At 44.8% G+C, this 22,292-nt stretch carries 22 protein-coding genes; 4 read left to right on the top strand and 18 right to left on the bottom strand.

Annotation, left to right across the window (positions count from 1 at the left end):
• Window positions 1-109: 109 nt before the first annotated feature.
• The 5 genes from AC6H04_RS01965 to AC6H04_RS01945 all read right to left on the bottom strand — a co-directional run bounded on the left by AC6H04_RS01965 (window position 110) and on the right by AC6H04_RS01945 (window position 4,833).
• Window positions 110-2,347, bottom strand: a complete 2,238-nt coding sequence (locus AC6H04_RS01965; RefSeq protein WP_497570100.1) for a RelA/SpoT family protein — start codon at window positions 2,345-2,347, stop codon at window positions 110-112.
• A gap of 4 nt (window positions 2,348-2,351) precedes the next feature.
• Window positions 2,352-2,678 (bottom strand): hypothetical protein, encoded by a 327-nt coding sequence (locus tag AC6H04_RS01960; RefSeq protein ID WP_497570099.1) that lies wholly within the window; start codon window positions 2,676-2,678, stop codon window positions 2,352-2,354.
• A 71-nt stretch (window positions 2,679-2,749) separates the two neighbouring features.
• Window positions 2,750-3,484, bottom strand: a complete 735-nt coding sequence (locus AC6H04_RS01955; protein WP_497570098.1) for a 16S rRNA (uracil(1498)-N(3))-methyltransferase — start codon at window positions 3,482-3,484, stop codon at window positions 2,750-2,752.
• Complete coding sequence (gene prmA, locus AC6H04_RS01950) at window positions 3,484-4,443, bottom strand: 50S ribosomal protein L11 methyltransferase (protein ID WP_497570097.1); 960 nt, start codon at window positions 4,441-4,443, stop codon at window positions 3,484-3,486. The genes AC6H04_RS01955 and prmA overlap by 1 nt, the downstream gene beginning before the upstream one ends.
• Before the next feature lie 57 nt (window positions 4,444-4,500).
• Window positions 4,501-4,833, bottom strand: coding sequence for a hypothetical protein (locus tag AC6H04_RS01945; protein ID WP_497570096.1), 333 nt, complete (start codon window positions 4,831-4,833; stop codon window positions 4,501-4,503).
• 286 nt (window positions 4,834-5,119) lie between these two features.
• Here AC6H04_RS01945 and AC6H04_RS01940 point away from each other — a divergent pair, with 286 nt between their 5' ends.
• From AC6H04_RS01940 to AC6H04_RS01930, 3 genes are all read left to right on the top strand, one after another.
• On the top strand, window positions 5,120-6,031 hold the full coding sequence (locus tag AC6H04_RS01940; RefSeq protein WP_497570095.1) for a magnesium transporter CorA family protein: 912 nt from the start codon (window positions 5,120-5,122) through the stop codon (window positions 6,029-6,031).
• 96 nt (window positions 6,032-6,127) lie between these two features.
• Window positions 6,128-7,009, top strand: coding sequence for a DegV family protein (locus tag AC6H04_RS01935; RefSeq protein WP_497570094.1), 882 nt, complete (start codon window positions 6,128-6,130; stop codon window positions 7,007-7,009).
• A gap of 13 nt (window positions 7,010-7,022) precedes the next feature.
• Window positions 7,023-7,211: a hypothetical protein gene (locus AC6H04_RS01930; protein WP_497570093.1), complete on the top strand. Its 189-nt coding sequence runs from the start codon at window positions 7,023-7,025 to the stop codon at window positions 7,209-7,211.
• 65 nt (window positions 7,212-7,276) lie between these two features.
• On the opposite strand, the gene AC6H04_RS01925 is transcribed toward AC6H04_RS01930, so the two are convergent.
• On the bottom strand, window positions 7,277-7,600 hold the full coding sequence (locus AC6H04_RS01925) for a thioredoxin family protein (protein ID WP_497570092.1): 324 nt from the start codon (window positions 7,598-7,600) through the stop codon (window positions 7,277-7,279).
• Between the two features lie 247 nt (window positions 7,601-7,847).
• On the opposite strand from AC6H04_RS01925, the gene AC6H04_RS01920 reads away from it, so the two are divergent.
• The gene (locus AC6H04_RS01920; protein ID WP_497570091.1) at window positions 7,848-9,053 is read left to right on the top strand and encodes a DNA/RNA non-specific endonuclease; all 1,206 of its coding nucleotides are present in this window, start codon (window positions 7,848-7,850) and stop codon (window positions 9,051-9,053) included.
• Window positions 9,054-9,127: 74 nt separating this feature from the next.
• Here AC6H04_RS01920 and AC6H04_RS01915 read toward each other — a convergent pair whose 3' ends face one another.
• From AC6H04_RS01915 to rnpM, 12 genes are all read right to left on the bottom strand, one after another.
• Window positions 9,128-9,643, bottom strand: a complete 516-nt coding sequence (locus AC6H04_RS01915) for a dihydrofolate reductase family protein (RefSeq protein ID WP_497570090.1) — start codon at window positions 9,641-9,643, stop codon at window positions 9,128-9,130.
• A 33-nt stretch (window positions 9,644-9,676) separates the two neighbouring features.
• Entirely contained in the window at window positions 9,677-11,515 is a 1,839-nt protein-coding gene (gene lepA, locus AC6H04_RS01910; RefSeq protein ID WP_497570089.1) for a translation elongation factor 4, read from the bottom strand.
• Between the two features lie 173 nt (window positions 11,516-11,688).
• A complete protein-coding gene (gene dnaJ, locus AC6H04_RS01905; RefSeq protein WP_497570088.1) occupies window positions 11,689-12,846 on the bottom strand; it encodes a molecular chaperone DnaJ in 1,158 nt (385 codons plus the stop codon).
• A 214-nt stretch (window positions 12,847-13,060) separates the two neighbouring features.
• Window positions 13,061-14,938: a molecular chaperone DnaK gene (dnaK, locus tag AC6H04_RS01900; protein WP_497570087.1), complete on the bottom strand. Its 1,878-nt coding sequence runs from the start codon at window positions 14,936-14,938 to the stop codon at window positions 13,061-13,063.
• Between the two features lie 48 nt (window positions 14,939-14,986).
• Window positions 14,987-15,625 carry a nucleotide exchange factor GrpE gene (gene grpE / locus AC6H04_RS01895; RefSeq protein WP_497570086.1) on the bottom strand — a complete coding sequence of 213 codons (639 nt, stop codon included), beginning with the start codon at window positions 15,623-15,625 and terminating at the stop codon, window positions 14,987-14,989.
• Window positions 15,626-15,640: 15 nt separating this feature from the next.
• The gene (hrcA, locus tag AC6H04_RS01890; protein ID WP_497570085.1) at window positions 15,641-16,684 is read right to left on the bottom strand and encodes a heat-inducible transcriptional repressor HrcA; all 1,044 of its coding nucleotides are present in this window, start codon (window positions 16,682-16,684) and stop codon (window positions 15,641-15,643) included.
• Between the two features lie 105 nt (window positions 16,685-16,789).
• On the bottom strand, window positions 16,790-17,755 hold the full coding sequence (gene ribF, locus AC6H04_RS01885) for a riboflavin biosynthesis protein RibF (RefSeq protein WP_497570084.1): 966 nt from the start codon (window positions 17,753-17,755) through the stop codon (window positions 16,790-16,792).
• Window positions 17,756-17,772: 17 nt separating this feature from the next.
• Window positions 17,773-18,672 carry a tRNA pseudouridine(55) synthase TruB gene (truB, locus tag AC6H04_RS01880; RefSeq protein WP_497570083.1) on the bottom strand — a complete coding sequence of 300 codons (900 nt, stop codon included), beginning with the start codon at window positions 18,670-18,672 and terminating at the stop codon, window positions 17,773-17,775.
• A 111-nt stretch (window positions 18,673-18,783) separates the two neighbouring features.
• Window positions 18,784-19,143 (bottom strand): 30S ribosome-binding factor RbfA, encoded by a 360-nt coding sequence (gene rbfA, locus AC6H04_RS01875; protein WP_497570082.1) that lies wholly within the window; start codon window positions 19,141-19,143, stop codon window positions 18,784-18,786.
• A gap of 23 nt (window positions 19,144-19,166) precedes the next feature.
• Window positions 19,167-21,677, bottom strand: coding sequence for a translation initiation factor IF-2 (infB, locus tag AC6H04_RS01870; protein ID WP_497570081.1), 2,511 nt, complete (start codon window positions 21,675-21,677; stop codon window positions 19,167-19,169).
• Between the two features lie 4 nt (window positions 21,678-21,681).
• Window positions 21,682-21,996 (bottom strand): L7Ae/L30e/S12e/Gadd45 family ribosomal protein, encoded by a 315-nt coding sequence (locus AC6H04_RS01865; protein ID WP_497570080.1) that lies wholly within the window; start codon window positions 21,994-21,996, stop codon window positions 21,682-21,684.
• Window positions 21,983-22,285: an RNase P modulator RnpM gene (gene rnpM, locus AC6H04_RS01860; RefSeq protein WP_497570079.1), complete on the bottom strand. Its 303-nt coding sequence runs from the start codon at window positions 22,283-22,285 to the stop codon at window positions 21,983-21,985. The genes AC6H04_RS01865 and rnpM overlap by 14 nt, the downstream gene beginning before the upstream one ends.
• Between the last annotated feature and the right edge of the window lie 7 nt (window positions 22,286-22,292).

Genomic DNA, 22,292 nt, shown 5'->3' with positions numbered 1-22,292 from the left:
ATTAAGACAAATCATTCTCGTTCTGATGATTTTTATATCAGGACAGGAATCATTTGCCTTAACTGAAACACTTATAGCTATCGACTTTTGTCACAGCCCCTTCGACTCATTATCTAAATGGCCGTTTAACAACATAAACATCCTGAACGTTTTTCAGGTTATCCATCAATCGTTCCAATTGTTCAGCGTTACGAATGCCGAGTGAAATGGAAATGGTCACCATCTTATTATGATCGACCCGGCCATTCACAACGTTAAGCTGCTTAGTGGTACCGTTGACGATCCGCAACACATCGTTAAGCAAACCATCGCGATTATAGCCCTGAATCTCAAGATCCGCGTTATACATAGTTGTGGTTTCGCTAGGATTATCCCAGTACACTTCAACGATCCTTTCGCCATTAGCCTCAGCGTGAGCCACGTTGGGACAGTCCAAACGGTGAACGGAAACTCCACGTCCTTTAGTAATGTAGCCGACGATCTTATCCCCGGGAACTGGCGCACAGCAGTGACTTAGCCGGACAAGCAGATTATCGACACCTTCAATGATGACCCCTTCAGACGGCTTTAGCTTCCGTTTCCGCTGTGAATCAGTCTCTGATTCGGTGTTATCAATGGTCTGGTGCTCTTCCAGCAATTCACGCTCTTCTTGACGCTGTCGCTGCTCTTCGCGTTCATGACGAACATCTTCTGTCAATCGATTAGCCACACCTACTGGCTGAAGGTCACCAAAACCAACGGCCGCAAACAAATCATCAATATGCTGATAATGTAATTTATCGACAACCTTTTGCAGTTTGTCCTTAGTCATCAGTTCTTTGGGATCAAATTTAAAGTCCCGCAGCTGCTGTTCAATAATCTGACGACCCGTTTCAATATTTTTCTCCCGGTCTTTTTGCCGGAAAAATTGTTTGATCTTATTACGAGCACGACGCGTCGAAACCAGTTTCATCCAGTCACGGTTAGGTCCTGCTGAGTTAGACGAGGTTTTAATATCGACAATATCACCGTTTTTGACCTCATAATCCAGCGGAACGATTTTACCGTTAACCGTCGCACCTGTTGTGTGATTGCCGACCTCGGTGTGGATCTGGTAAGCCATATCCAACGGACCGGCACCCTTTGGCAATTCCAACACGTCACCCTTTGGTGTAAAGGCGTAAACGTGATCACCAAATAATTCACCCTTAACACTATCCATAAAATCAGACGCGTCATCGGTGTCTTCTTGCAGTTCAATGATCTGTTTAAACCAGTTGAGTTTGTTGCCAGTATTAGTGGTCTGAACCTTATCCGTTTTACCTTCCTTGTACGCCCAGTGAGCAGCCACACCAAATTCAGCCACCCGGTGCATTTCTTCAGTCCGGATTTGAACTTCCAATGGTCGGCCTTCAGGACCAATTACCGTGGTATGTAAAGATTGGTACATGTTGGCTTTAGGCATTGCAATGTAATCCTTAAAGCGCCCAGGCATTGGTTTCCACTTAGTGTGAATGGCACCTAAAACAGCGTAGCAATCCCGAATGTTGTCTACAATCACCCGAATGGCTAACAGATCATAAATCTGGCTGAACTGTTTATGCTGATCACGCATTTTCCGGTAAATGGAATAAATGTGCTTTGGCCGTCCATAAATTTCGGGATCGATATGCAGATCATCAATCGCATGCTTAATATCTTGAATAGCTTCTGCAATGTAGCTTTCCCGTTGATCACGACGAGAGTTCATCAGGTGAACGATGCGGTAATACTGCTGTGGGTTCAAATACCGTAACGAAATATCTTCCAGTTCCCACTTAATAGCACTAATACCAAGTCGGTCAGCCAGTGGCGCGTAGATTTCCAACGTTTCGTTAGCAATCCGACGTTGCTTATCTGGCCGCAAATGCTGAAGGGTGCGCATATTATGCAGCCGGTCAGCTAACTTGACGATCATGACCCGAATGTCTTTAGACATGGCTAACAGCAGCTTCCGGTGGTTTTCAGCCAACCGTTGTTTATTAGACTTATACTTAATTTTTCCAAGTTTAGTGACGCCGTCAACGATCATGGCAACATCGTCGCCGAACAGCTCCCGAACGTCATCTAGGGTGACGCCGGTATCCTCAACGATATCATGCAGAAAACCCGACGCAATGGTCGTTGGATCCATCTTCAGATTAGCTAGAATACCCGCAACTTGTATCGGGTGCATAATGTATGGTTCGCCCGATTGACGAATTTGATCCTTATGGGCAACTGCCGCGAACTTATAAGCACGTTCAACGATTGCCACATGATCCTTATTCATATAAGCTGATACGGCATCGATAACGCTTTGAGCTGTCCAAGTTTGCTCTCTCGACATCCGATCACATCCCCTCTGTGGCGCTTAGGCCATAAGCTAAATAACTGATACACAGATAAACTGGCACGAAATATAACGCGTACTTCGGTCCTGATAACTGAATCCCCAAGGCAAATAATACGGGTAGCAGAAAAATCAGCCACCAGCCGTCACCGCGACGTTTCACAAAATGACCAATCAATCCAGCGACAACGGCGTAAATCAAACCGTAAATAACGCCCGAACGCCAGAGGCCGCCAATTGAAACGTTATCTAAAAGAACCGGCACGGCGATTCCTAATATGATGCTGAGTACCCAATAAGGCCAGCCAATGCGTTTTATAACTGTCATGTTAACTCACTCTCTTATTTAATGAATGGTTTATATTTTAGCATTATTTTACACCAATGGATAGCATTCAATCATTGTAATTCTAACATGGTTGACACTGCTGCTAAAAAGTACAGCGGGGCGGTTTCAGTTCGTAAAATACGTGGTCCCAATCCTGCCACTGTGGCTTGTTTTTGTTGCAGAAGCTGCATTTCTGCCGGCGAGATACCGCCTTCCGGACCAAAAACAGCCATCAGCTGCTGCCCTGATTGGATGCGATTCAGTAATTTAACCAACTGCGCCTGCTCACCCTGCTTGGCAGCTTCTTCGTAGGCTACCAGCAAATGATCATACTCCAGCTCAGCGATAGCCCGTTTCAAGGTCTCAAAGTAGCGCACCGTTGGAACATGGGTCCGATGAGCCTGTTCGGCAGCTCCCTGGGCAATTTTTTGCAGGCGGGTCAACTTCTTACTCAATTTGTTTGGCTGCCACTTTGCTACTGACCAGTCAGCACCAAAAAAGCAAATCGTGTTGGCACCCATTTCCGTGGCTTTTTGAACGATCCACTCGGCCTTATCCTGCTTGGGCAAGCCCGACAGAATCGTCACTTTAACAGGCAGTTCTACGTCTGTTTCCAACGCTTTGACCACGGTTACTGAATGATCTTCGTTAAGCTGGCCTAAATAGAGATTCTCCTGACCATCAACGAATTCTGCCTGATCGCCTGGAACACCACGCATTACCTGCAGCCAATGCTTTGACACCGTGGCATCTAATTCAAAGTGATCGTCTGTTTTTAAAGTTGGCTTGATAAAATAGCGTTGCATTATTCATCGTCCCCTGGCTTTTGAGCAATCACACCATACCAATCGCCCATTTTTAATGTTTGTCGAATTTTGAAGCCCTGCTTACGCTGCGCATCAAGAATTTGGTCAACCTTTTCTGAAATGATACCTGATGTCACAAAGTAACCGTGTACTGGCAGTAACTGCCATGCCTGTGGAATCAACGGGATGATCACCTCAGCTAAAATGTTAGCTACAATGATATCCGCTTCACCCGTAACGCCTTGAAGTAAATTATTTGCCGCAACGGTCACATCCGCCGCAACGGGATTCAGTGCCAGGTTCTTTTTAGCAGAATCCACCGCAACTTCATCGAGATCGTAAGCCCGGATCTCACCAGCACCCAGCTGTTTAGCCGTGATGCTCAAAACGCCAGAACCCGTACCCACATCGATCAGACGTTCGCCACCATGAACCACCATTTCTAGCGCTTGCATGGATAGTTTAGTCGTTGGATGGGTCCCTGTACCAAACGCCATTCCTGGATCAAGCTTAATGATCCGTTCGTCTTGGCTTTGAGGTTGATATTCTTCCCAACTAGGCACCACCGTCAAAAAGCGGGTCACTTGTACGGGGTGATAGTATTTTTGCCACTCAGTTGCCCAGTTAGACTCGTCAACTTTAGCCGTGGTTACTTCTGCGGGTGCAACGTCTAAACCAAACGTTGTGAGTTCGTCCACTCGCCGTTTAATTTCCGGCACAATTTCAGGGACGTAAATCGTGGCTGGAAAATAAGCCGTTACCTGAGCGCCACTTTGAACGTGTGGAATCTCATCTACGTTTAAAATTTCACCTTTTTTTGCCCAATCCGTTTGTTCAAGCTGCTCATAGTCCTTTTCGTCATCAATTTGCACCCCGGAAGCACCCTGTTCCATTAAAAGGTTACTAACTGCTTCTACTGCCTCATTAGTTGTTGTTACGGTTACTGCAGTCCAATCCATATTGTCATTACCTCTCTTTTCTAGTCTGGTAAAAATTTCAAAAAAAGAACGCCAAAGTTACTTAGCGTTCTCCTCATCAGTCTGATGTTCCTGTTCTTCTTTTTGTTCCCGTTGCGGTAAGCGAGATTCAAGATAGTCTAATAATTCTTTTTCGGTTCGGAAAATCCGTGGATGCTTTTGTTTATGCAATCTCAGATCAATTTCATTGATCTTTCGACGACCAGTCCACGTATGACTGTACCGGATGATTACCCGATTATTCAACGCCTCCCGACCAAACTTAAAAACATAAACACTTTCAGGAGTCATCAGTGGCCGAATATAAGACTTCTCATACTGATAGTTTCGGCTCTTTAAGTACTGTTTGGTTTGATTTAGCACGGTAATCACCTCCCAACGATTTTTTTATAACCCGCTAAGTTACTATTGAGTACATCATATCATATTTCACTTGTAAGCAACAGATAACAGGGTTATTCCGCTCTTTAAAAAGAACATATTACTGGATTTTGGCATAAAAGTCAACCGAGTTATTAAATAATTCTCATAGAATACTCCAGATATTTTCATCATACCTAGTCCGCATACTGTTCGTGCTTGCTTTTACGGATGGAAATAGTATTCTTGAACCATGAACGCTTAAAAGTCAGACTTAAATTAAAGGGGAAGTTTATTCATGATTAAACCAACCAAACATTTGAATGGCTTTGATTGGGTTGAAACAACGGCCTTAACAGAAGCCGAACAGCAAACGCTAATGGCCGAGTACGGCATTACCGACGATATCATCACCTACGTCACTGATAAAGATGAAACAGCAAATTACGTTTATGATCCCGCAAATAATCAACAGCTCATGATTGTTTTGGTACCCTACCAACTTAAAAATACGCAAATGCCACGCTACATCACGCGACCCGTTGGCTTTTTGATTCACCAAGGCGTGTTGTTCACCTTCAACGAGAGCCGCTTAAACTTTGTTGACCAAGCTTTTCAAAAATCAGCTGATGACACAGATATCAACACCACTTCTGCCTTTATTTTGGAGTCAATGTTCGATTTAGTAGACAGTTACATTCCCATCGTTAAGTATGTGACGAAACAGCGTAATCAGTTGGATAAAATGCTGAATAAAGAGGCTAAAAACACTAACTTAATGGCACTGTCATACTTAGGTCAAACGCTGACCTTCTTCAACAGCGGTGTTGAATCCAACAATGATTTATTTGCCCGAATCCCCCGCACTTACTTTGGTGTGAATAACGATAGCATGGCAAACGATTTACTTGAAGACGTTTCTATTGAATCTGACCAGGTTTTACACATGATTGAAAACGAAGAGCAAGTGGTCAACCGGATCACGGATACCTTTGATAGTATCATTAATAACAATTTAAATGATACCATGAAATTCTTAACGATCTGGTCGTTAACCATGGCCGTTCCAACCATTGTCACCGGCTTTTTTGGCATGAACGTGAAGCTACCGCTGGCACACTTTGATGGTTCTTGGTTGCTTGTGATTGGCTTGTCGATTGGTTTGATTGCTTGGCTATTGTTAATCTTCAAGATGCACCATCGGTTATAGTTTCTTTAAATCATCTCTAATACAATTGATAACTTGACAAGTCTTTGATATCCTCATAACTAATCAATTGTGTAAAACTTTGAAGGAGTTTACTTTATGAAAATTGCCGTTGTGACTGACTCAGCCAGTTATTTAACACCGGAACAGGTTAAAAACAACGATATTCACGTGGTACCCATCACCGTCATTTTCGGTCATCAGACGTATCTGGATAACGTTGAAATCACCACCAGTGAATTTTACCGACGCTTAAAAACTGATCCGCAGATGCCAACGACGACTCAAGTTACACTGGGCCAAATGCAGACCATGTATGATCAGCTAGCTGACGAAGACTATGATGCAGTCATCAGTATCCACCTGTCATCTGGAATCACGACCTTCTACAGTAATTTGGTCAATTACCTACCTAACGTTACCAATATCAAGGTCTATCCATTTGATTCTCGCATTGCTTCAGCTGGTGAGGCCGACCTCGTCATGCTAGCCGCTAAGTTGGTTCGAGAAGGCCGTTCTCCCGAGGAAATTATTCAGGCACTGACCAAACTGCGAGACACGATTGACGCCTACTTCGTAGTGGATGATCTTTCTCACCTTGTCAGAACTGGCCGCTTGTCCAATGCTTCCAGTTTCGTTGGCAGCTTGCTTCGAATCAAACCAATCTTAACCTTTAATGACCAAGCTCAAATCGTTGCTATTGAAAAAGAACGGACCATGCGACGCGCCTATCAGCGAATCAAGCAGAAATTTCAAGAGGTGTCTGAACAGGTCGATTATCCCTTACGTCTCACCGTGATCGATGCAAATAATGACGAGTTGCAGCAGGAATGGTCAGCTGATTTGGCTCAGCAGTTTCCAAACTTAAAAATCGCTCACAGTGAAATCGGCCCCGTTCTCGGTGTCCACGTTGGTGCTGGTACCATGGCGCTATTATGGGATTATGACTGGGAACAATGGCCGGATTCAACCACTAAGTAAGGAAGGTTTGCAAATGAATTTTTTCTCTATCGGCAGCAAAGGTGACACGGACTACATTTCCCGGCACGATTTTATTGCCCATCTCAACCAGGATCTGAATCACCCAGACTTCGACTTTTCACAGCTGCCAACACCCAAAAATCAGGCAGAATATCAGCAATTATTAGGCTTTATTAAAAAACAGATTTTACCGCGTATCTAAACCATTCAAATTCAAAAAGAAGCTAGCGTGCCAATTTTGGCAGCTAGCTTCTTTTTTCTGCAACTTTATACATGTTTCTTAATCAGCGTTTCCAATTCCGTCACGGAGCGCGGTCCAATCACCGCATCCACGATTTGACCGTTCTTTTTCAAAATAATGGTCGGCGTACTTTGAACCCCCAAAGCCCGCGCAATCAGCGGTTGGCGATTAACCGTCAACGAGATGAATTTAACTTGCTGAGCCAGCTCAGTCTGACTCGCCAAATGAGTTAGTGCCCGATCTACTGCCGTACACGGTGGACACCAATCCGAGCGAAAATCAATAAGGACTAACCCATCGTGGGTCTCTGCTGCATACGTGGTATCTTGAATTGGTTTGATTGCTGCCATCCGTATTCGTCTCCTTTTGGATTTATTATATCTCGATTCGCTTTAACCGTCGTCATTTCAGTTTCCGCCCTAATCAATCAACTGAATAAGCCTTAAATTTACAATGCTTAACTTCCACCCACCCTTTTCCACGCAATACATAAGATGATATGAGTTTATATTGGTAAAGGTCTCACTTACTTGCTATATTGGAATAGTAATCATTCACTACTTATTCTAATATATCTAATTTGGGAGGATACCGAATATGTCTTCACTTGGAACCATCATGGTGCTTATTAGCATCATTTTATTTGTGTATTGGGGCGTCCGGCTTTTTAAGCATCAGTCCAGAAAACGGCTGGGCTGGAGCGCCTTGATCTTATTAATCTTGGGCGTAGTCATTGCAAGTCCTACTGACGATCATTCGGCTAACAAATCGACTAACGAGCAATCAAGCAGTCGGGCTGAATTAAAGTCTTCCAGCTCATCATCCAGCCATGCTACTAAAACCACTCATCAGGGTACTAAACCTCAGGCGCGCCAATCAGAAACTCACAGCAGCGCAAGTGTCCTAAATAAGCTGGTGAGTTACACTAACAAGGAATCAGCCGGACCAACTGGTAATTACTATTGGCGCGTTGGCAAAGCACATTTAACAGGCTTTGGTAGTCTAGCTAATGGACAGGCTCGCTTCTCGGCCGATTCACAGCAACGGCCTGCCACAGCTCGCGCAAAACTCACCTATCAAGAATATGCTTCCTCAAAAGGTGGCCGTCAAGGTGAGCCACTTGAACCTTATGCTTGGCCAAGTCAGAACCCAATCGTGGCAATTTCCTATGCTGCCACTGGCCGGACTTATCATGGTTATCTATGGAATCGCAGTCACTCCATCGGCGATAGCTTACTCGGTGCTAAATCATACACTTCAGCCAATAACTTTACCACGGGTACCCGACCTCAAAACGTGGGTGCTGATCAAGATGGCGGCATGCGTTACGGTGAAGAAACGGTAGAAAATTACTGGTCAAGCCATCCTGGTACTCACCAAATCGTTGAATACCAGACCACACCCATTTATCAGGGCAATGAAAGTCTTCCACGTGGTTCAGTGGTCGACATTAAGTCTTCAGATGGTGCTATCAACACTGAAATTGCCGTGATCAACGACGCGGAAGGCATCAAGATCAACTACAATACCGGTGCTAATAATGCTAAACCGTACCATCGCGCCAATTCAACGACGTATAAACGACCCGCTGAAACCAGATCAACGCCATCTTCACCCTCTAACTCAACTACTACTTCTGGTAAATGGCATATAGCCAAATCTGGGTATGTCTTTGTCTCTCAAAGTAATAAATTTTATACACGGGTGACTAATCCCGGTAATTACACCTACGAATCCAAGGCAAAGGCCCAAAGTGACGGTGCGACCGAAGCTATTCGTGGGAATGAATATGCACAACCTTAAAAACCTAGAGAACACAAACTGCATGCAAAGAAGGCTCATTCCACTCGGAATGAGCCTTCTTTGAATTTAACAGGTTAAGCTTTCTTTTGATAAACTAATTCAGCAATCTGACCAAATTGATTCATTTTTTCCAAAGAAAACTGCTTTAGTCCTTTTTCCTGAGTGAATAATGGAATACCCTTGCCTAAAAGCACTGGTGCAATCTGAATGATCATGGTATCGATTAAATCATGGTCAAGTAACGGTGCCAGAATCTGATGACCGCCAATCACCCAAATAGTTGCATTCTGATCCAGCTGTTTGACAAAATCTGTCACATCTCCAGCAACGGGAGTATACCCAGCAACTGGCAAAACCTTATCATGTGTAAATACGTAATTTGTCGAGGTCGGATAGACACCATCAGCATGATCTATTTTAGCAACTTCATCAAAGGTCTTTTTGCCCATGAGCGTCACATCTATTTTTGAGTAAAACTCATCGTAGCCAGTATCTGCTATGGAGCCACTTTGATAAAGCCAGTTCAGCCCACCATTTTCGTCCGCAAGATAGCCGTCCATCGTCACGCAGCCATAAAAGTAAAGCGTCATCTTTTTCTCCTTAATTGCACCTGTTCCGCAAGATCACTTCGGATTATTCTCTTCCTCGTCCGTTTGCAGTACCGCCATAAAAGCGGCCTGGGGGATATCCACTGTTCCCACTGACTTCATGCGTTCTTTACCACGCTTTTGCTTCTCCAGCAACTTCGCACGCCGGTCAGGATCACCGGTATGGATTCTCGCGGTAACATCTTTACGGTAAGCCTTGATTGTCGTCCGAGCAATAATCTTGGCACCGATAGCCGCTTGAATCGGAATTTCAAAGTTTTGCCGCGGAATAATGTTCTTCAGTTTAACCGCAATATCACGGCCACGCTTTTCGGCAAACTGACGGTGAGAAATGAAACTCAGCGCATCCACCTTATCACCGTTCAGTAAGATATCGATCTTAACCAGATCACTCTCACGGTAACCATCCAATTCATAATCCAATGAAGCATAGCCTTTAGTAGAAGACTTCAATTTATCAAAGAAATCGAAGATAATTTCCGAAAGTGGCATCTTATAGATCACATTCACCCGATAATCATCCAAATATTCCATCGTAACGAACTGGCCACGCTTCCGTTGGCAGAGTTCCATGACTGCCCCAACGTAGTCATTAGGCGTCATAATGGTTGCTTTAACGTAGGGTTCCTCAATGGTTTTAATGGCAGCAACGTCCGGCATCTCTGAAGGATTTTCCACTTCTTTGACCGTGCCATCAGCCAAATTAGCATGGTACGTCACGGAAGGTGCAGTAGTAATCAAGTCAAGGTTGAATTCACGTTCCAACCGTTCCTGAATCACGTCCATGTGCAGCATCCCTAAGAAACCGCAACGAAAACCAAAGCCCAGAGCCTGCGAGGTTTCGGGTTCGAATTCAAGCGCTGCGTCATTTAACTTCAGCTTTTCCAGTGCTTCACGAAGATCTTGGTATTTCGCATTATCAGTTGGATATAGTCCAGCGTATACCATTGGTGCCATTTCCCGGTAGCCAGGCAACGCTTTTTCTGCTGGATTAGCAGCGTTAGTCACTGTATCACCAACTCGCGTGTCCTCGATATCTTTGATGCTAGCCGTAATATAGCCAACTTCACCGGCAATCAATTGATCCCGCTTCAGTGGCTTCGGCGAGTTGACCCCAACTTCGGTGACATCATATTCAGCACCAGAATTCATTAGCCGAATCTTATCACCCGGCTTAACAGTGCCTTCAAACAGCCGAACACTAAGCACAACACCACGGTAATCATCGTAAATGGAATCAAAGATCAACGCCCGCAGCGGTGCTTCAAGGTCACCATCTGGCGCAGGCACTTTATGCACGATCTGTTCCAATAAATCTTCAATCCCGATCCCTTTTTTGGCACTAGCCATCACAGCATCAGAAGCATCGATCCCAATCACGTCTTCAACTTCTTTACGGACTCTTTCAGGTTCTGCTGAAGGTAAATCAATTTTATTGATCACCGGTAGAATTTCCAAATTATCATCGATTGCCAAATAAACGTTGGCCAGTGTTTGGGCTTCCACGCCTTGAGCAGCGTCCACCACTAACACAGCGCCTTCGCAGGCCGCCAAACTACGTGACACTTCATAAGAAAAGTCCACGTGCCCAGGGGTATCAATCAAGTGAAACTCGTACGTATGACCGTCTTTAGCGTCATACGTGAGTTCAACAGCATTCAGTTTAATCGTAATCCCGCGTTCTCGTTCCAGGTCCATATTATCGAGGATTTGGTCTTGCATATCACGCTTGGCAACGGTATCCGTCATTTCCAAAATGCGGTCAGCTAGCGTCGACTTCCCGTGATCGATATGAGCGACAATTGAAAAATTCCGGATATCTCGTTGGTGCGCCTTCATTTGTTCAAGATCCATGTGCATTTCTCCTACCTTTTAGTTTCAAACATACTAGTTATTATACCAGATACAGGACGTTATCACCTATACCGGTTAAAATTCACACCGAAACAGCAAAAAGTCGCCTGGTCAATGATCAACCATGCGGCTTTTTAATGTCCGTTAGAGTAAATGGTCATCGCTCCGCTGAACTAATTATCGAATGCATCTTTCATCTTGTCAAAAAAATTACCTTTGCCGTTGCCAACTTTCTCACCGCTAGCTTCAGCATAAGCCTTCAAAGCCACTTTTTGCTGCTTATTAAGGTTCTTAGGCGTCACAATCTTGACCGTTACCTTTTGATCGCCGCTGCCATTGCCACGAAGACGGGGAGCACCTTTACCCTTTAAGCGGAAGACCGAACCAGTTTGTGTGCCAGCTGGAATCTTCAACTTAACGTCACCGTGAACAGTTTGAACCTTAATTTCGTCACCAAGGGCTGCTTGCGTGAAACTGATGTCTTTATCCAAGTAGATATCGGCACCATCACGCTTAAAGACCTTACTTGGCGTCACACGGAACAAAATGAACAGATCGCCGTAAGGACCACCGTTCTCACCTGCTTCACCCTGTCCTTGAAGTCGCATTTGTTGACCGTCATCCACCCCAGCAGGGACGTTAACTTCAACTTCGTGCCGTTCTTCTTCGTGACCTGAACCGCCACAAGTTGGGCACTTTTCCTTAATTTCTTTACCAGTACCATGGCATACCGGGCAAACTTGCTGACTGCGCATCCGACCCAATGGTGTGTTGGTCTCAGTTGTCACGTAGCCAGAGCCACTACAGTTAGAGCAAGTCTCAGGACTAGTCCCGGGCTTTGCACCGCTACCATGACAAGTATGGCATTGTGCTTGCCGGTTATACTTAATCTTCGTCTTCTTACCGAAGATTGCTTCTTCAAACTTCAGCGTCATCTCATACTGCAGATCACGACCTGGTTGTGGTGCGTTGGGGTTACGACGACCGCCACCGGCGCCACCGCCGAAGAACGAATTGAAAATATCTTCGAAGCCGCCGCCACCAAAGCCACCAGCATCGCCGAAACCACCGAAGCCACCAGCTCCGCCAGCACCGCCGCCGAAACCTTGAGGCCCATCAGCTGAACCATATTGATCGTAGTTCGCACGTTTTTGCTCGTCACTTAAAACTTCATAAGCTTCAGTGACTTCCTTGAATTTCTCTTCAGCACCAGGCGCTTTGTTAATATCCGGATGGTACTTCTTTGATAATTGGCGGTAGGCCTTTTTAATTTCAGCTTGGGATGCATCTTTTGAGATTCCAAGCACTTCATAATAATCTTTACCAGCCATGTTAACCTCCTAAAAGTAAGCATTGTGTCCACCGCAATCATCCAATTGCTAGTTTATGACAACACATTTGGCCTATTGAAATGACCGTCTTAAGTCACATATGATCATTTAAACCAATAATCGTTCACTCAAGTAGAATAGCATATTTCCTACAAAACAAAAAGCCAAAGCCCGCGTTTGAGCCTTGACTTCCTGTCTGCTATCTCGTTAATCATTACTTTTTATCGTCATCATTAACTTCTGAGAAGTCACCGTCAAAGGTCTTACCGTCGCCCTTGCCATCATCAGTTTTACCTGATTGGTCGCCACTTGCTTGGGCACCATCAGTGCCGTCAGCAGCACCCTTTTGGTCTTGAGCTTGTTGATAAAGTTTAACTGAAAGGTCTTGGACGATCTTGTTCAAGTCATCCTTCTTAGTCTTCATTTCTTCGACGTTGTTATCATCTTGAGCCTTCTTAAGTGCATCACGTGCATCCTTGGCTTTTTGAATTTCGTCGTCTGAAACTTTGCCCTTAACTTCGTCCAAAGTCTTATCAACCGTGAAGAGTAATTGGTCAACTTCGTTCTTCAAGTCAGCCTCTTCCTTACGCTTCTTGTCGGCTTCTTCGTTTTCTTGAGCTTCCTTCATCATCTTGTCGACTTCTTCGTCTGACAGACCACCGGAACTCTTGATGGTAATCTTTTGTTCCTTACCAGTACCCTTATCCTTGGCTGAAACGTTAACGATACCGTTCCGGTCAATGTCAAAGGTAACTTCGATCTGAGGAACACCACGAGGTGCAGCTGGAATGTCAGTCAGTTGGAAATTACCCAAGGTCTTGTTGTCAGCAGCCATTGGCCGTTCACCTTGCAGCACGTGAATATCAACGGCTGGTTGGTTGTCAGCGGCAGTACTGAAGACTTGTGACTTGCTGGTTGGAATCGTTGTATTACGGTCGATCAACTTAGTGAAGACACCGCCCATGGTTTCAATACCAAGTGAAAGTGGCGTAACATCAAGCAAAACAACGTCCTTAACATCACCAGTTAAGACACCACCTTGAACAGCGGCACCTAAAGCAACGGCTTCGTCAGGGTTGATTGAGTGGTTAGGTTCCTTGCCAGTCCACTTCTTAACAGCTTCTTGAACAGCTGGAATCCGAGTAGAACCACCGTTTAAGATGACAACGTCAAGGTCGTCAGCAGATAACTTAGCGTCCTTCAAGGCGTTTTCAACGGGGATTCGAGTCTTTTCAACTAAGTCAGACGTTAATTCGTTGAACTTAGCACGCGTCAACGTGGTCTCCAAGTGAAGAGGGCCGTTATCGCCAGCAGAGATAAATGGCAGGCTGATTTGAGTTTCAGTCACACCTGACAAATCCATCTTAGCCTTTTCTGAAGCTTCCTTCAGACGTTGCATCGCCATCTTATCCTTAGAAAGATCAATGCCGTTATCAGCTTTGAATTGTTCGATCAACCAGTTCATGACACGCTTATCGAAGTCATCACCACCAAGGTGAGTATCACCATTAGTAGAAAGAACATCGAACACACCGTCACCTAAATCAAGGATGGAAACATCAAAGGTACCACCACCAAGGTCGTAAACCAAGATCTTTTCATCAGCATCCTGCTTATCAAGCCCATAGGCTAATGAAGAAGCGGTTGGTTCGTTGATGATTCGCTTAACTTCCAAGCCAGCAATCTTACCGGCATCCTTAGTGGCCTGACGCTGAGAATCGTTAAAGTAAGCTGGTACAGTGATAACCGCTTGGGTTACCTTGTCGCCAATATAATCTTCAGCAAAGTCTTTGATGTACTGCAAAATGTAAGCAGAGATTTGTTCTGGTGTGTAGTCCTTACCTTCAATGTTAACTTTGTAGCCGGCTTCACCCATGTGACTCTTAATTGAAGAAACCGTGTTGGGGTTAGTGATTGCTTGACGCTTAGCTACGGCACCAACGGATGGTTTGCCATCTTTGAACGCTACAACTGAAGGAGTCGTACGGCCACCTTCTGGATTAGGAATAATTTTAGGTTCTTTACCTTCAAGAACAGCGACTGCTGAGTTTGTAGTCCCTAAGTCAATACCAATAATTTTATTACTTGCCATGAATAATTTACCCTCTTTGTTTTAAGTTTGATTCAAGCGATTGCGTTATTATTGCGCGACCATGACCATTGCTGGACGAAGAACCCGATCCTTCAAACGATAACCTTTTTGCAGAACCTTGGTAACGTGATCTTTTTGATCATCTGACTCTGCTGGAACCGTCTGAACAGCTTGGTGAATATTAGGATCGAACTTCTCACCTTCAGCCTTGATTTCAGTGACACCATTACTGGTTAACGCATCCATCAAGTGCTTTTGAACCATTTCAATTCCCTTTTTAAAGGATTCAGCCTGTTCACCTTCAACTGGCGTACTCAGTGCACGTTCCAGATTATCCAGTGCCGGCAAAATATCATGTGCTAATTGCTGACCATCATACTTGATCAAAGCTGCCTGATCCTTTTTATTGCGATTCTGAATATTTTGAATCTCAGCTTCAGCACGCAAGTATTGATCAGAAGTCTTATCAAGCTGCTTTTGTAAGCTATCGACTTGTGCCAGCGCTTTTGCTAAAGCATCGTCAGTCGCAGGCTTCTTATCCTCTGCCGAAGTAGCTTTGTCTGCTGACTCAGCTGCATCGGTCTTTGGCTGTTGCTCGTTACCCTTTGCATTGTCGGCGGGCTGCTGTGTGTCTTTTTGCTCGTCCGTCTTGTTGTTTGCTGCTTGGTTTTCCTTATCTTCAGCCACTATAACACCCCTTTACTACTGATCAAAATAGCGATAATAATCAATGAGTCGTTGCGCTAGCTCCTGCCGGAAAGCACCGACTAAACCAATCATCCGTGAATATGGCATCCGCGTTGGTCCCAATAAGGCAATCACGCCTTTACCATGATCACCGGCCTCATAGGTTGCCGTAATCAAACTATAATCCTTTAAGATATCATTGGTCATTTCACTGCCAATCTTCACCTGAATGTGATCAGATGGCTGACCTAAAACATCTGCCATATCATCACTGTGATCCATCAAGGTGTACAACGATTTCAATTCATCCACGTCATTATTGTCGGAAAAGCTTAACAAGTTAAGACGACCACCAACGTAAAACCGCTCTTGAGCGGCCTTGGTTAAGACATCGCCAAATACCTTTAAGAAGCCTTCAGGTTGCTGTAAATAGTTGGCAACTTGCATAGGAATGTCAGACTTCAATGCCTCCAGCACCTCGTCTAACGGCTTACCGATCAACTGATCATTGATCAGACGAACAACAGCTTCAAGCTGGTCACCGGTGATCTTCGTGGTAATGTTAAACGTTTGTGATTCAACATCACCGTTATCAGTGACCAAAACGGCCATGACTTGTCGTTTTCCCAACGGTACCAGCCTAAAACCGCTTAGCCGGCTTTGTTTATGCTCCGGCTTAAGTGAAAAAGCGGTATACGACGTCAAATTGGATAAAATTTTTGCCGATGTTTCAATGATCTCGTCAATTTTTAAAAACTGACCTTCGAGTGAAGACTTAATGATATCAATGTCATTGGCTTTGATCGGATCCGGCTGAACCAAATGATCCACGTAATAACGATATCCCTTTACTGAAGGAATTCGACCGGATGAGGAATGGGTCTTCGCAATCAACCCTAGTTCTTCCAAAGCGGCCATTTCGTTACGCACGGTTGCTGAGCTGACATGCATCGGTAGCTGTGCTGCTAGCGCCTTAGAACCCACAGGAACGCCACTGCTCGTATAATCGCGAACAATCGCTTTTAAAATCATATTCTGTCTGTCCGTTAACGTGATCATCACCTCTTTTTAGCACTCAGGTTACCCAAGTGCTAAGACACATATATAATGTATCAAACGCTGTTTTTTAAGTCAAGCATTCAGCTAACATTTTTAGCAATTAATTCATTCGAGTGCTAATTTGGTGATGGGATGTGCCTTAAAATAGCTTTTGGTGTCTTCCGCATCCTGATTTAGTTGGTGAACTAACCCTTCAACGGAATCAAATTTAACTTCACCACGCAAACGATAGTCCCATTCTACGGTCACGATTTCACCATAAATGGCTTCATGAAAATCGAGTAAGTATGCTTCAACCGTCACCGGACGACCCTCACCAAAAGTGACGTTGCGACCGATAGACGTCATAGCAGGATGCCACTGACCGTTAACTTTGACACGAGTGACGTAAACCCCGATACCCGGCAGCCAGTATTTGGCATCATGACTGACATTAGCGGTCGGAAAGCCCAGGGTTCTTCCCCGCGCTTCACCGTGCATCACTGTGCCAACGGTTTGATAGCGATAACCTAACAGACTATTCACCGTTTTGATATCTCCCTGATCCAGGTTGTGACGAATTCGTGAGGAACCAATTTTTTGTGCTTGAAGTTCCTTTTCACCCACCGTGACGATTTCAAAACGACCCTTCGCATACTCTGGCAGTCGTGCCATGGTTGCAATTTCTTTCGGTCCATAGGTATGGTCATAACCCGCCACCACGACCTGGGCATGAAAGGCAATCAGATAATGGTCCACAAATTCCTGCGGTGTTTGAGCGGCATACTGGCTGGCAAAGTTAATCTGATAAACAATGTCGACACCGAGTTGCTCAAATAACGCCATCTTTCGATCATCAACGGTCAAATAGCGATTTCGTTCTGGACTTAATTTTTGATAAACCAATGCTGGATGGTGATCATAAGTCAAAACGGCTAATGCCACCCCCCGTTCATCTGCAATGCTGCGAGCACGATTGATCACCGCCTGATGACCAAGATGAACACCATCAAAGAAGCCCATTGCCAAAACAACCGGCTCGTCAACGACGTCAGCGGCTGCTAATGGATGATGAATTTTAATTACTCGCATATTATTGTCCCAACTTTCTACTTAGTACTAAACATTTTTAACGGCTTATAACGGTTGTTAACCCGCTGATACAGACACTTGATCTGTCCTTGATACTTCAGTGATATCACTGGTGCATCAGAGTCGACCTCATCTGGTAAAAGCCAGACGCCATTTTTGACAACGGCCCACGTTTCATCAGTAATTTCAACCGTCGGATACTGCGTCAGCACCCGATCAATCGGGTAGAGAAAATCAACTGCATCGTCAGCGACTTGCTGTCTGAGATCTGCCAACGATACCGTTTCACTAATGGTAAAGCCACCACTTTCAACTCGTGTTAGCGAAGACATCACAGCTGGTAATCCCAGTTCAGTACCAATTTGGACAGCTAAAGTCCGCACGTAAGTCCCCTTGGAGCAGGTCACTTCAAAATCAAAACGCTGGGTGCCTGTTGCAGCATCGAACTGGCTATCACTAGTCCGCTTGAATGACTTAATCGTCACGGTTCTTACGGGGCGTTCGACACTTTGACCAGCACGGGCATATTCATACAGCTTTCGTCCATTCACTTTTACAGCTGAATACATGGGTGGCACCTGAGAGAGCTCTCCCACCATCCCCGCCATAATGGCATCGATTTTTTCATCAGAGACCGGGTCAGTCATGGTCACCCGCTTGACCTCAGCGCCATCCAAATCTTCTGTTTCGGTAGCAAGCCCCAACGTTACGCTACCCTGGTAAACCTTTTTATGCGTCATTAAATAATCGACAACTTTTGTCGCGCTACCCACACAAATCGGTAAGACGCCATCTACATTGGGATCCAGCGTACCAGAATGACCAACTTTTTTCATGTGAAGAATTTGACGTACGTGATTCACACAGTCATGACTTGTCATGCCGCGCTCTTTATATAGTGGAATAATGCCATCCATTATAACCGCTCCGTTTCCTATAAACTGTCTAACTTTGTTATTATATCACGTGAAGTGACGATACCGACACGAAAAAAGCCGTCCGCAGAGTTTCCACGGACGACTTTTTAATTACAGATTGGAATCTTCTCGATGTAACTTGTTGAGTAACTGATCGATATGACTCCCATATTGGACGGATTCATCTCGCTCGAATGTGAGTTCCGGTACCTTGAAAATATTCAAGCGGGAACTTAATTCGCTACGAATCAGGCCGGTCGCTTTGGTTAATCCTTGAGCCGCCTTTTCACCATCAGAAGCTTTTTCAGACAAAATACTGTAGTAAATTGTTGCTTGCTGATAATCGCCGGTGACGACAACACCTGTAACGGTAATGTCTTGTACTCGTGGATCGCGAACCCGTTTCAGTAAGATATCATTGACTTCTCGCTGAATTTCTTGTTCAAGCCGTCCTACACGATAATGTGCCATTTATCTAACACCTCGTTAGCTCTCTATTCTATTGGAACTTCCTTCATGACATAAGCTTCGATAACATCGCCGACTTTAATGTCGTTGTAGTTTTCGATGGTCAATCCTAATTCATGACCCTGCTTAACATCGTTAACGTCATCCTTAAAGCGCTTCAAACTGCCTAGCTTACCTTCGTAAACAACCACTGAGTCACGGATCAAGCGAACATCGCTGGTACTTGAAATATGACCATCAGTCACCATTCCACCGGCAATCGTCCCAACTTTAGAAGCCTTGAAGATATCTCTGACTTCAACTTCACCAATGACTTCTTCTTTATAAGTTGGTTCAAGTTTACCCTTCATAGCGTGTTCGATTTCATCGATAGCGTTATAGATAACTCGGTGCAAACGAATATCCACGTTGTCTTGGTCAGCTTGTGACTTAGCTTGCGGTGTTGGTCGAACGTTGAAGCCAATGATGATGGCGCTACTTGCTTCAGCCAGCGTCACATCACTTTCATTGATCGCACCAACGGCGGTATGAATGATGTTCACACGAACACCCTCAACTTCAATCTTCTTCAGACTGTTAGCCAGTGCTTCTACGGAACCTTGAACGTCAGCTTTAATAATGACATCGACTTCCTTCATTTCCCCTTCTTTCATGGTATCGAAGAGGTTATCAAGGGTCACCGTGTTCTTAGAGCGACGTTCTTCCATCAACGCGTTCTTAGCCCGTTCCTCACCAGCTGCACGAGCGGTCTTTTCGTCATCGAAGACAACGAAGCGATCACCGGCTTCTGGCACGTCACTTAAACCAGTAATTTCAACTGGTGTCGATGGCAAGGCTTTCTTGATTTCCTTACCGCGTTCGTTTTCCATTGTCCGAACCCGACCGAAAGTATTACCAACCACGATTGGGTCACCAGTATGCATGGTCCCTTGTTGAATCAGCAAGGTTGCAACAGAACCTTTACCTTGATCCAACTTAGCTTCAATAACTGATCCAGCAGCGTTTTGTTGTGGATTAGCCTTTAATTCCATCACTTCAGATTGTAACAGGATCATGTCCAGCAGTTCATCAATGTTCTTGCCGAACTTAGCTGAAATCTGAACGAAGATCGTGTCGCCACCCCAGTCTTCAGGAATCAAACCGTATTCGGTCAATTGTTCCATGACGTGGTTAGGGTTAGCACCTGGCTTGTCAATCTTGTTAACCGCCACAATAATTGGCGTCTTAGCAGCCTGGGCATGGTGAATTGCTTCAATGGTTTGAGGCATCACACCATCATCGGCAGCAACCACCAAAACAGTGATGTCGGTGATATCAGCACCACGCGCCCGCATTTCGGTGAAGGCCGCGTGTCCTGGAGTATCCAAGAAGGTAATGGTCTTGCCTTGATGCTTCAATTGATAAGCACCAATGGCTTGCGTGATCCCACCAGCTTCGCCAGCTGTAATATGAGAATGACGTAAATGATCCAGCAAAGTGGTCTTACCATGGTCAACGTGCCCCATGATCGTCACAACTGGTGGCCGAGTTTCAAGGTGGTCCGTGTTATTGGATTCTTCTTCAAAGGTTTTATCAATATCAGCAACATCGACTTGAACCTTTTCTTCAGCGCCAATGCCATAATCAGCCGCTAAAATCTCAATGGTATCCTTATCCAATGATTGGTTTTGGTTAGCCATTACGCCAAGCATGAATAACTTCTTGACGATTTCAGATGGTTCACGGTGAAGAATCTTACCCAGATCCTGCGCGTTCATCCCAACTTGATAGACCAAAGTTTCTGGTAACGCCTTGTTCTTACGTTCAGGCGCACCCTTTTGGTGATTGGTTTCTTTGATTCGTTGGTTCTTCTTGCTGTACTTCTTAGTAAAGTTGTTGCGGCGACGATTGTTATTCCGGTTATTACGACCGTTCCGGCTGTTACTGTTGTTGCTATTACTACGGCCGTTACCACTGTTCAAACTGCCGCCAAAGCGACCTGACCCACCATGATTGGCATTGTTGCTGCCATTACTTTGTGAGTGGTTGCTGCTTTGACTGCGGTTGTTATTGCTCGACTGTGGACGGTTGTTGTTACTTGATTGTGGCCGATTATTCGACTGTCCATGATTAGTGGTCGATTGGCTACGGTTATTCGACTGACTGCGGTTAGTCGATTGATTATGGTTCGTTGACTGACTGCGATTACTTGTCGAACGATTTTGGCCGTTTGAATGGCTACCGTTGTTCGACTGGCTACGAGTATGCGAACTTTGATTGTTTGATTGTCCGTTACTATGACCATTTTGGCTACTGCTCGTACTTTGATGGTTTTGAGCAGGTTTTGCAGACTGAGCTGGCTTAGCCTGACTCGATTGACTCTTATTGGTGGTCTTACCTTTGTTTGAGAAGGTTTCTCGCAATTGTCGTTCCTCGTTGCTTCCTAATGTTGACATATGATTTTTAACGTCGAAGCCCTTTTCTTGAGCCTTGTCAAGAATGGCTTTACTTGATACGTTGAGTTCTTTAGCTAATTCGTAAATTCGCTTTTTGCCCATATCTTCACTCTCCTTTGGTATTAACTAGTTCACTTAGCTTCCTAGCAAATCCAGGATCTTTAACGCCGTAAGCTGACCGGTTCATGCCTGTCGCTTGGCTCAGTTGTTCCTTTGTAAACGCGGTAATTAAGTCAACGTGGTAAAACGCGGCTTTATCACTTAACTTTTTCATGCTACTGGGACCAGCGTCACTGGCTAAAATCACCACTGAAATACTCTGGTTCCGAATCGCTTTCAAAACAAATCCTTCGCCGGTCACTAACTGATTAGCCCGACGAACGAGTCCTAAAAGCTGTAAAAATGGGCTAGGCTTTTCCATTTTCAAATAATTCACGACGAGCTTGTTGATGGTCCACGTAAGCCACCAAGTCATCGTAAAATTGCGCATCGACCTTTGTTTCAAAAACCTTATCAAAGGTACGTTCTTTTTGAGCCCGTTTAGCAATCTCAACGTTTAGTGAAATATAAGCCCCACGGCCTGATTTCTTCCCCGTTGGATCAACCGACACGTTGTTATCCTTGTCGCGAACGATGCGGACCAAGTCTTTTTTCGGCGCCATTTCACCGGTCACAATGTCTTTTCTCATTGGTACCTTACGTTTCTTCATGTACGCT

Source organism: Secundilactobacillus sp. MJ173 (genome assembly GCF_059704265.1).
This window is presented reverse-complemented; position numbering and strand designations above follow the sequence as displayed.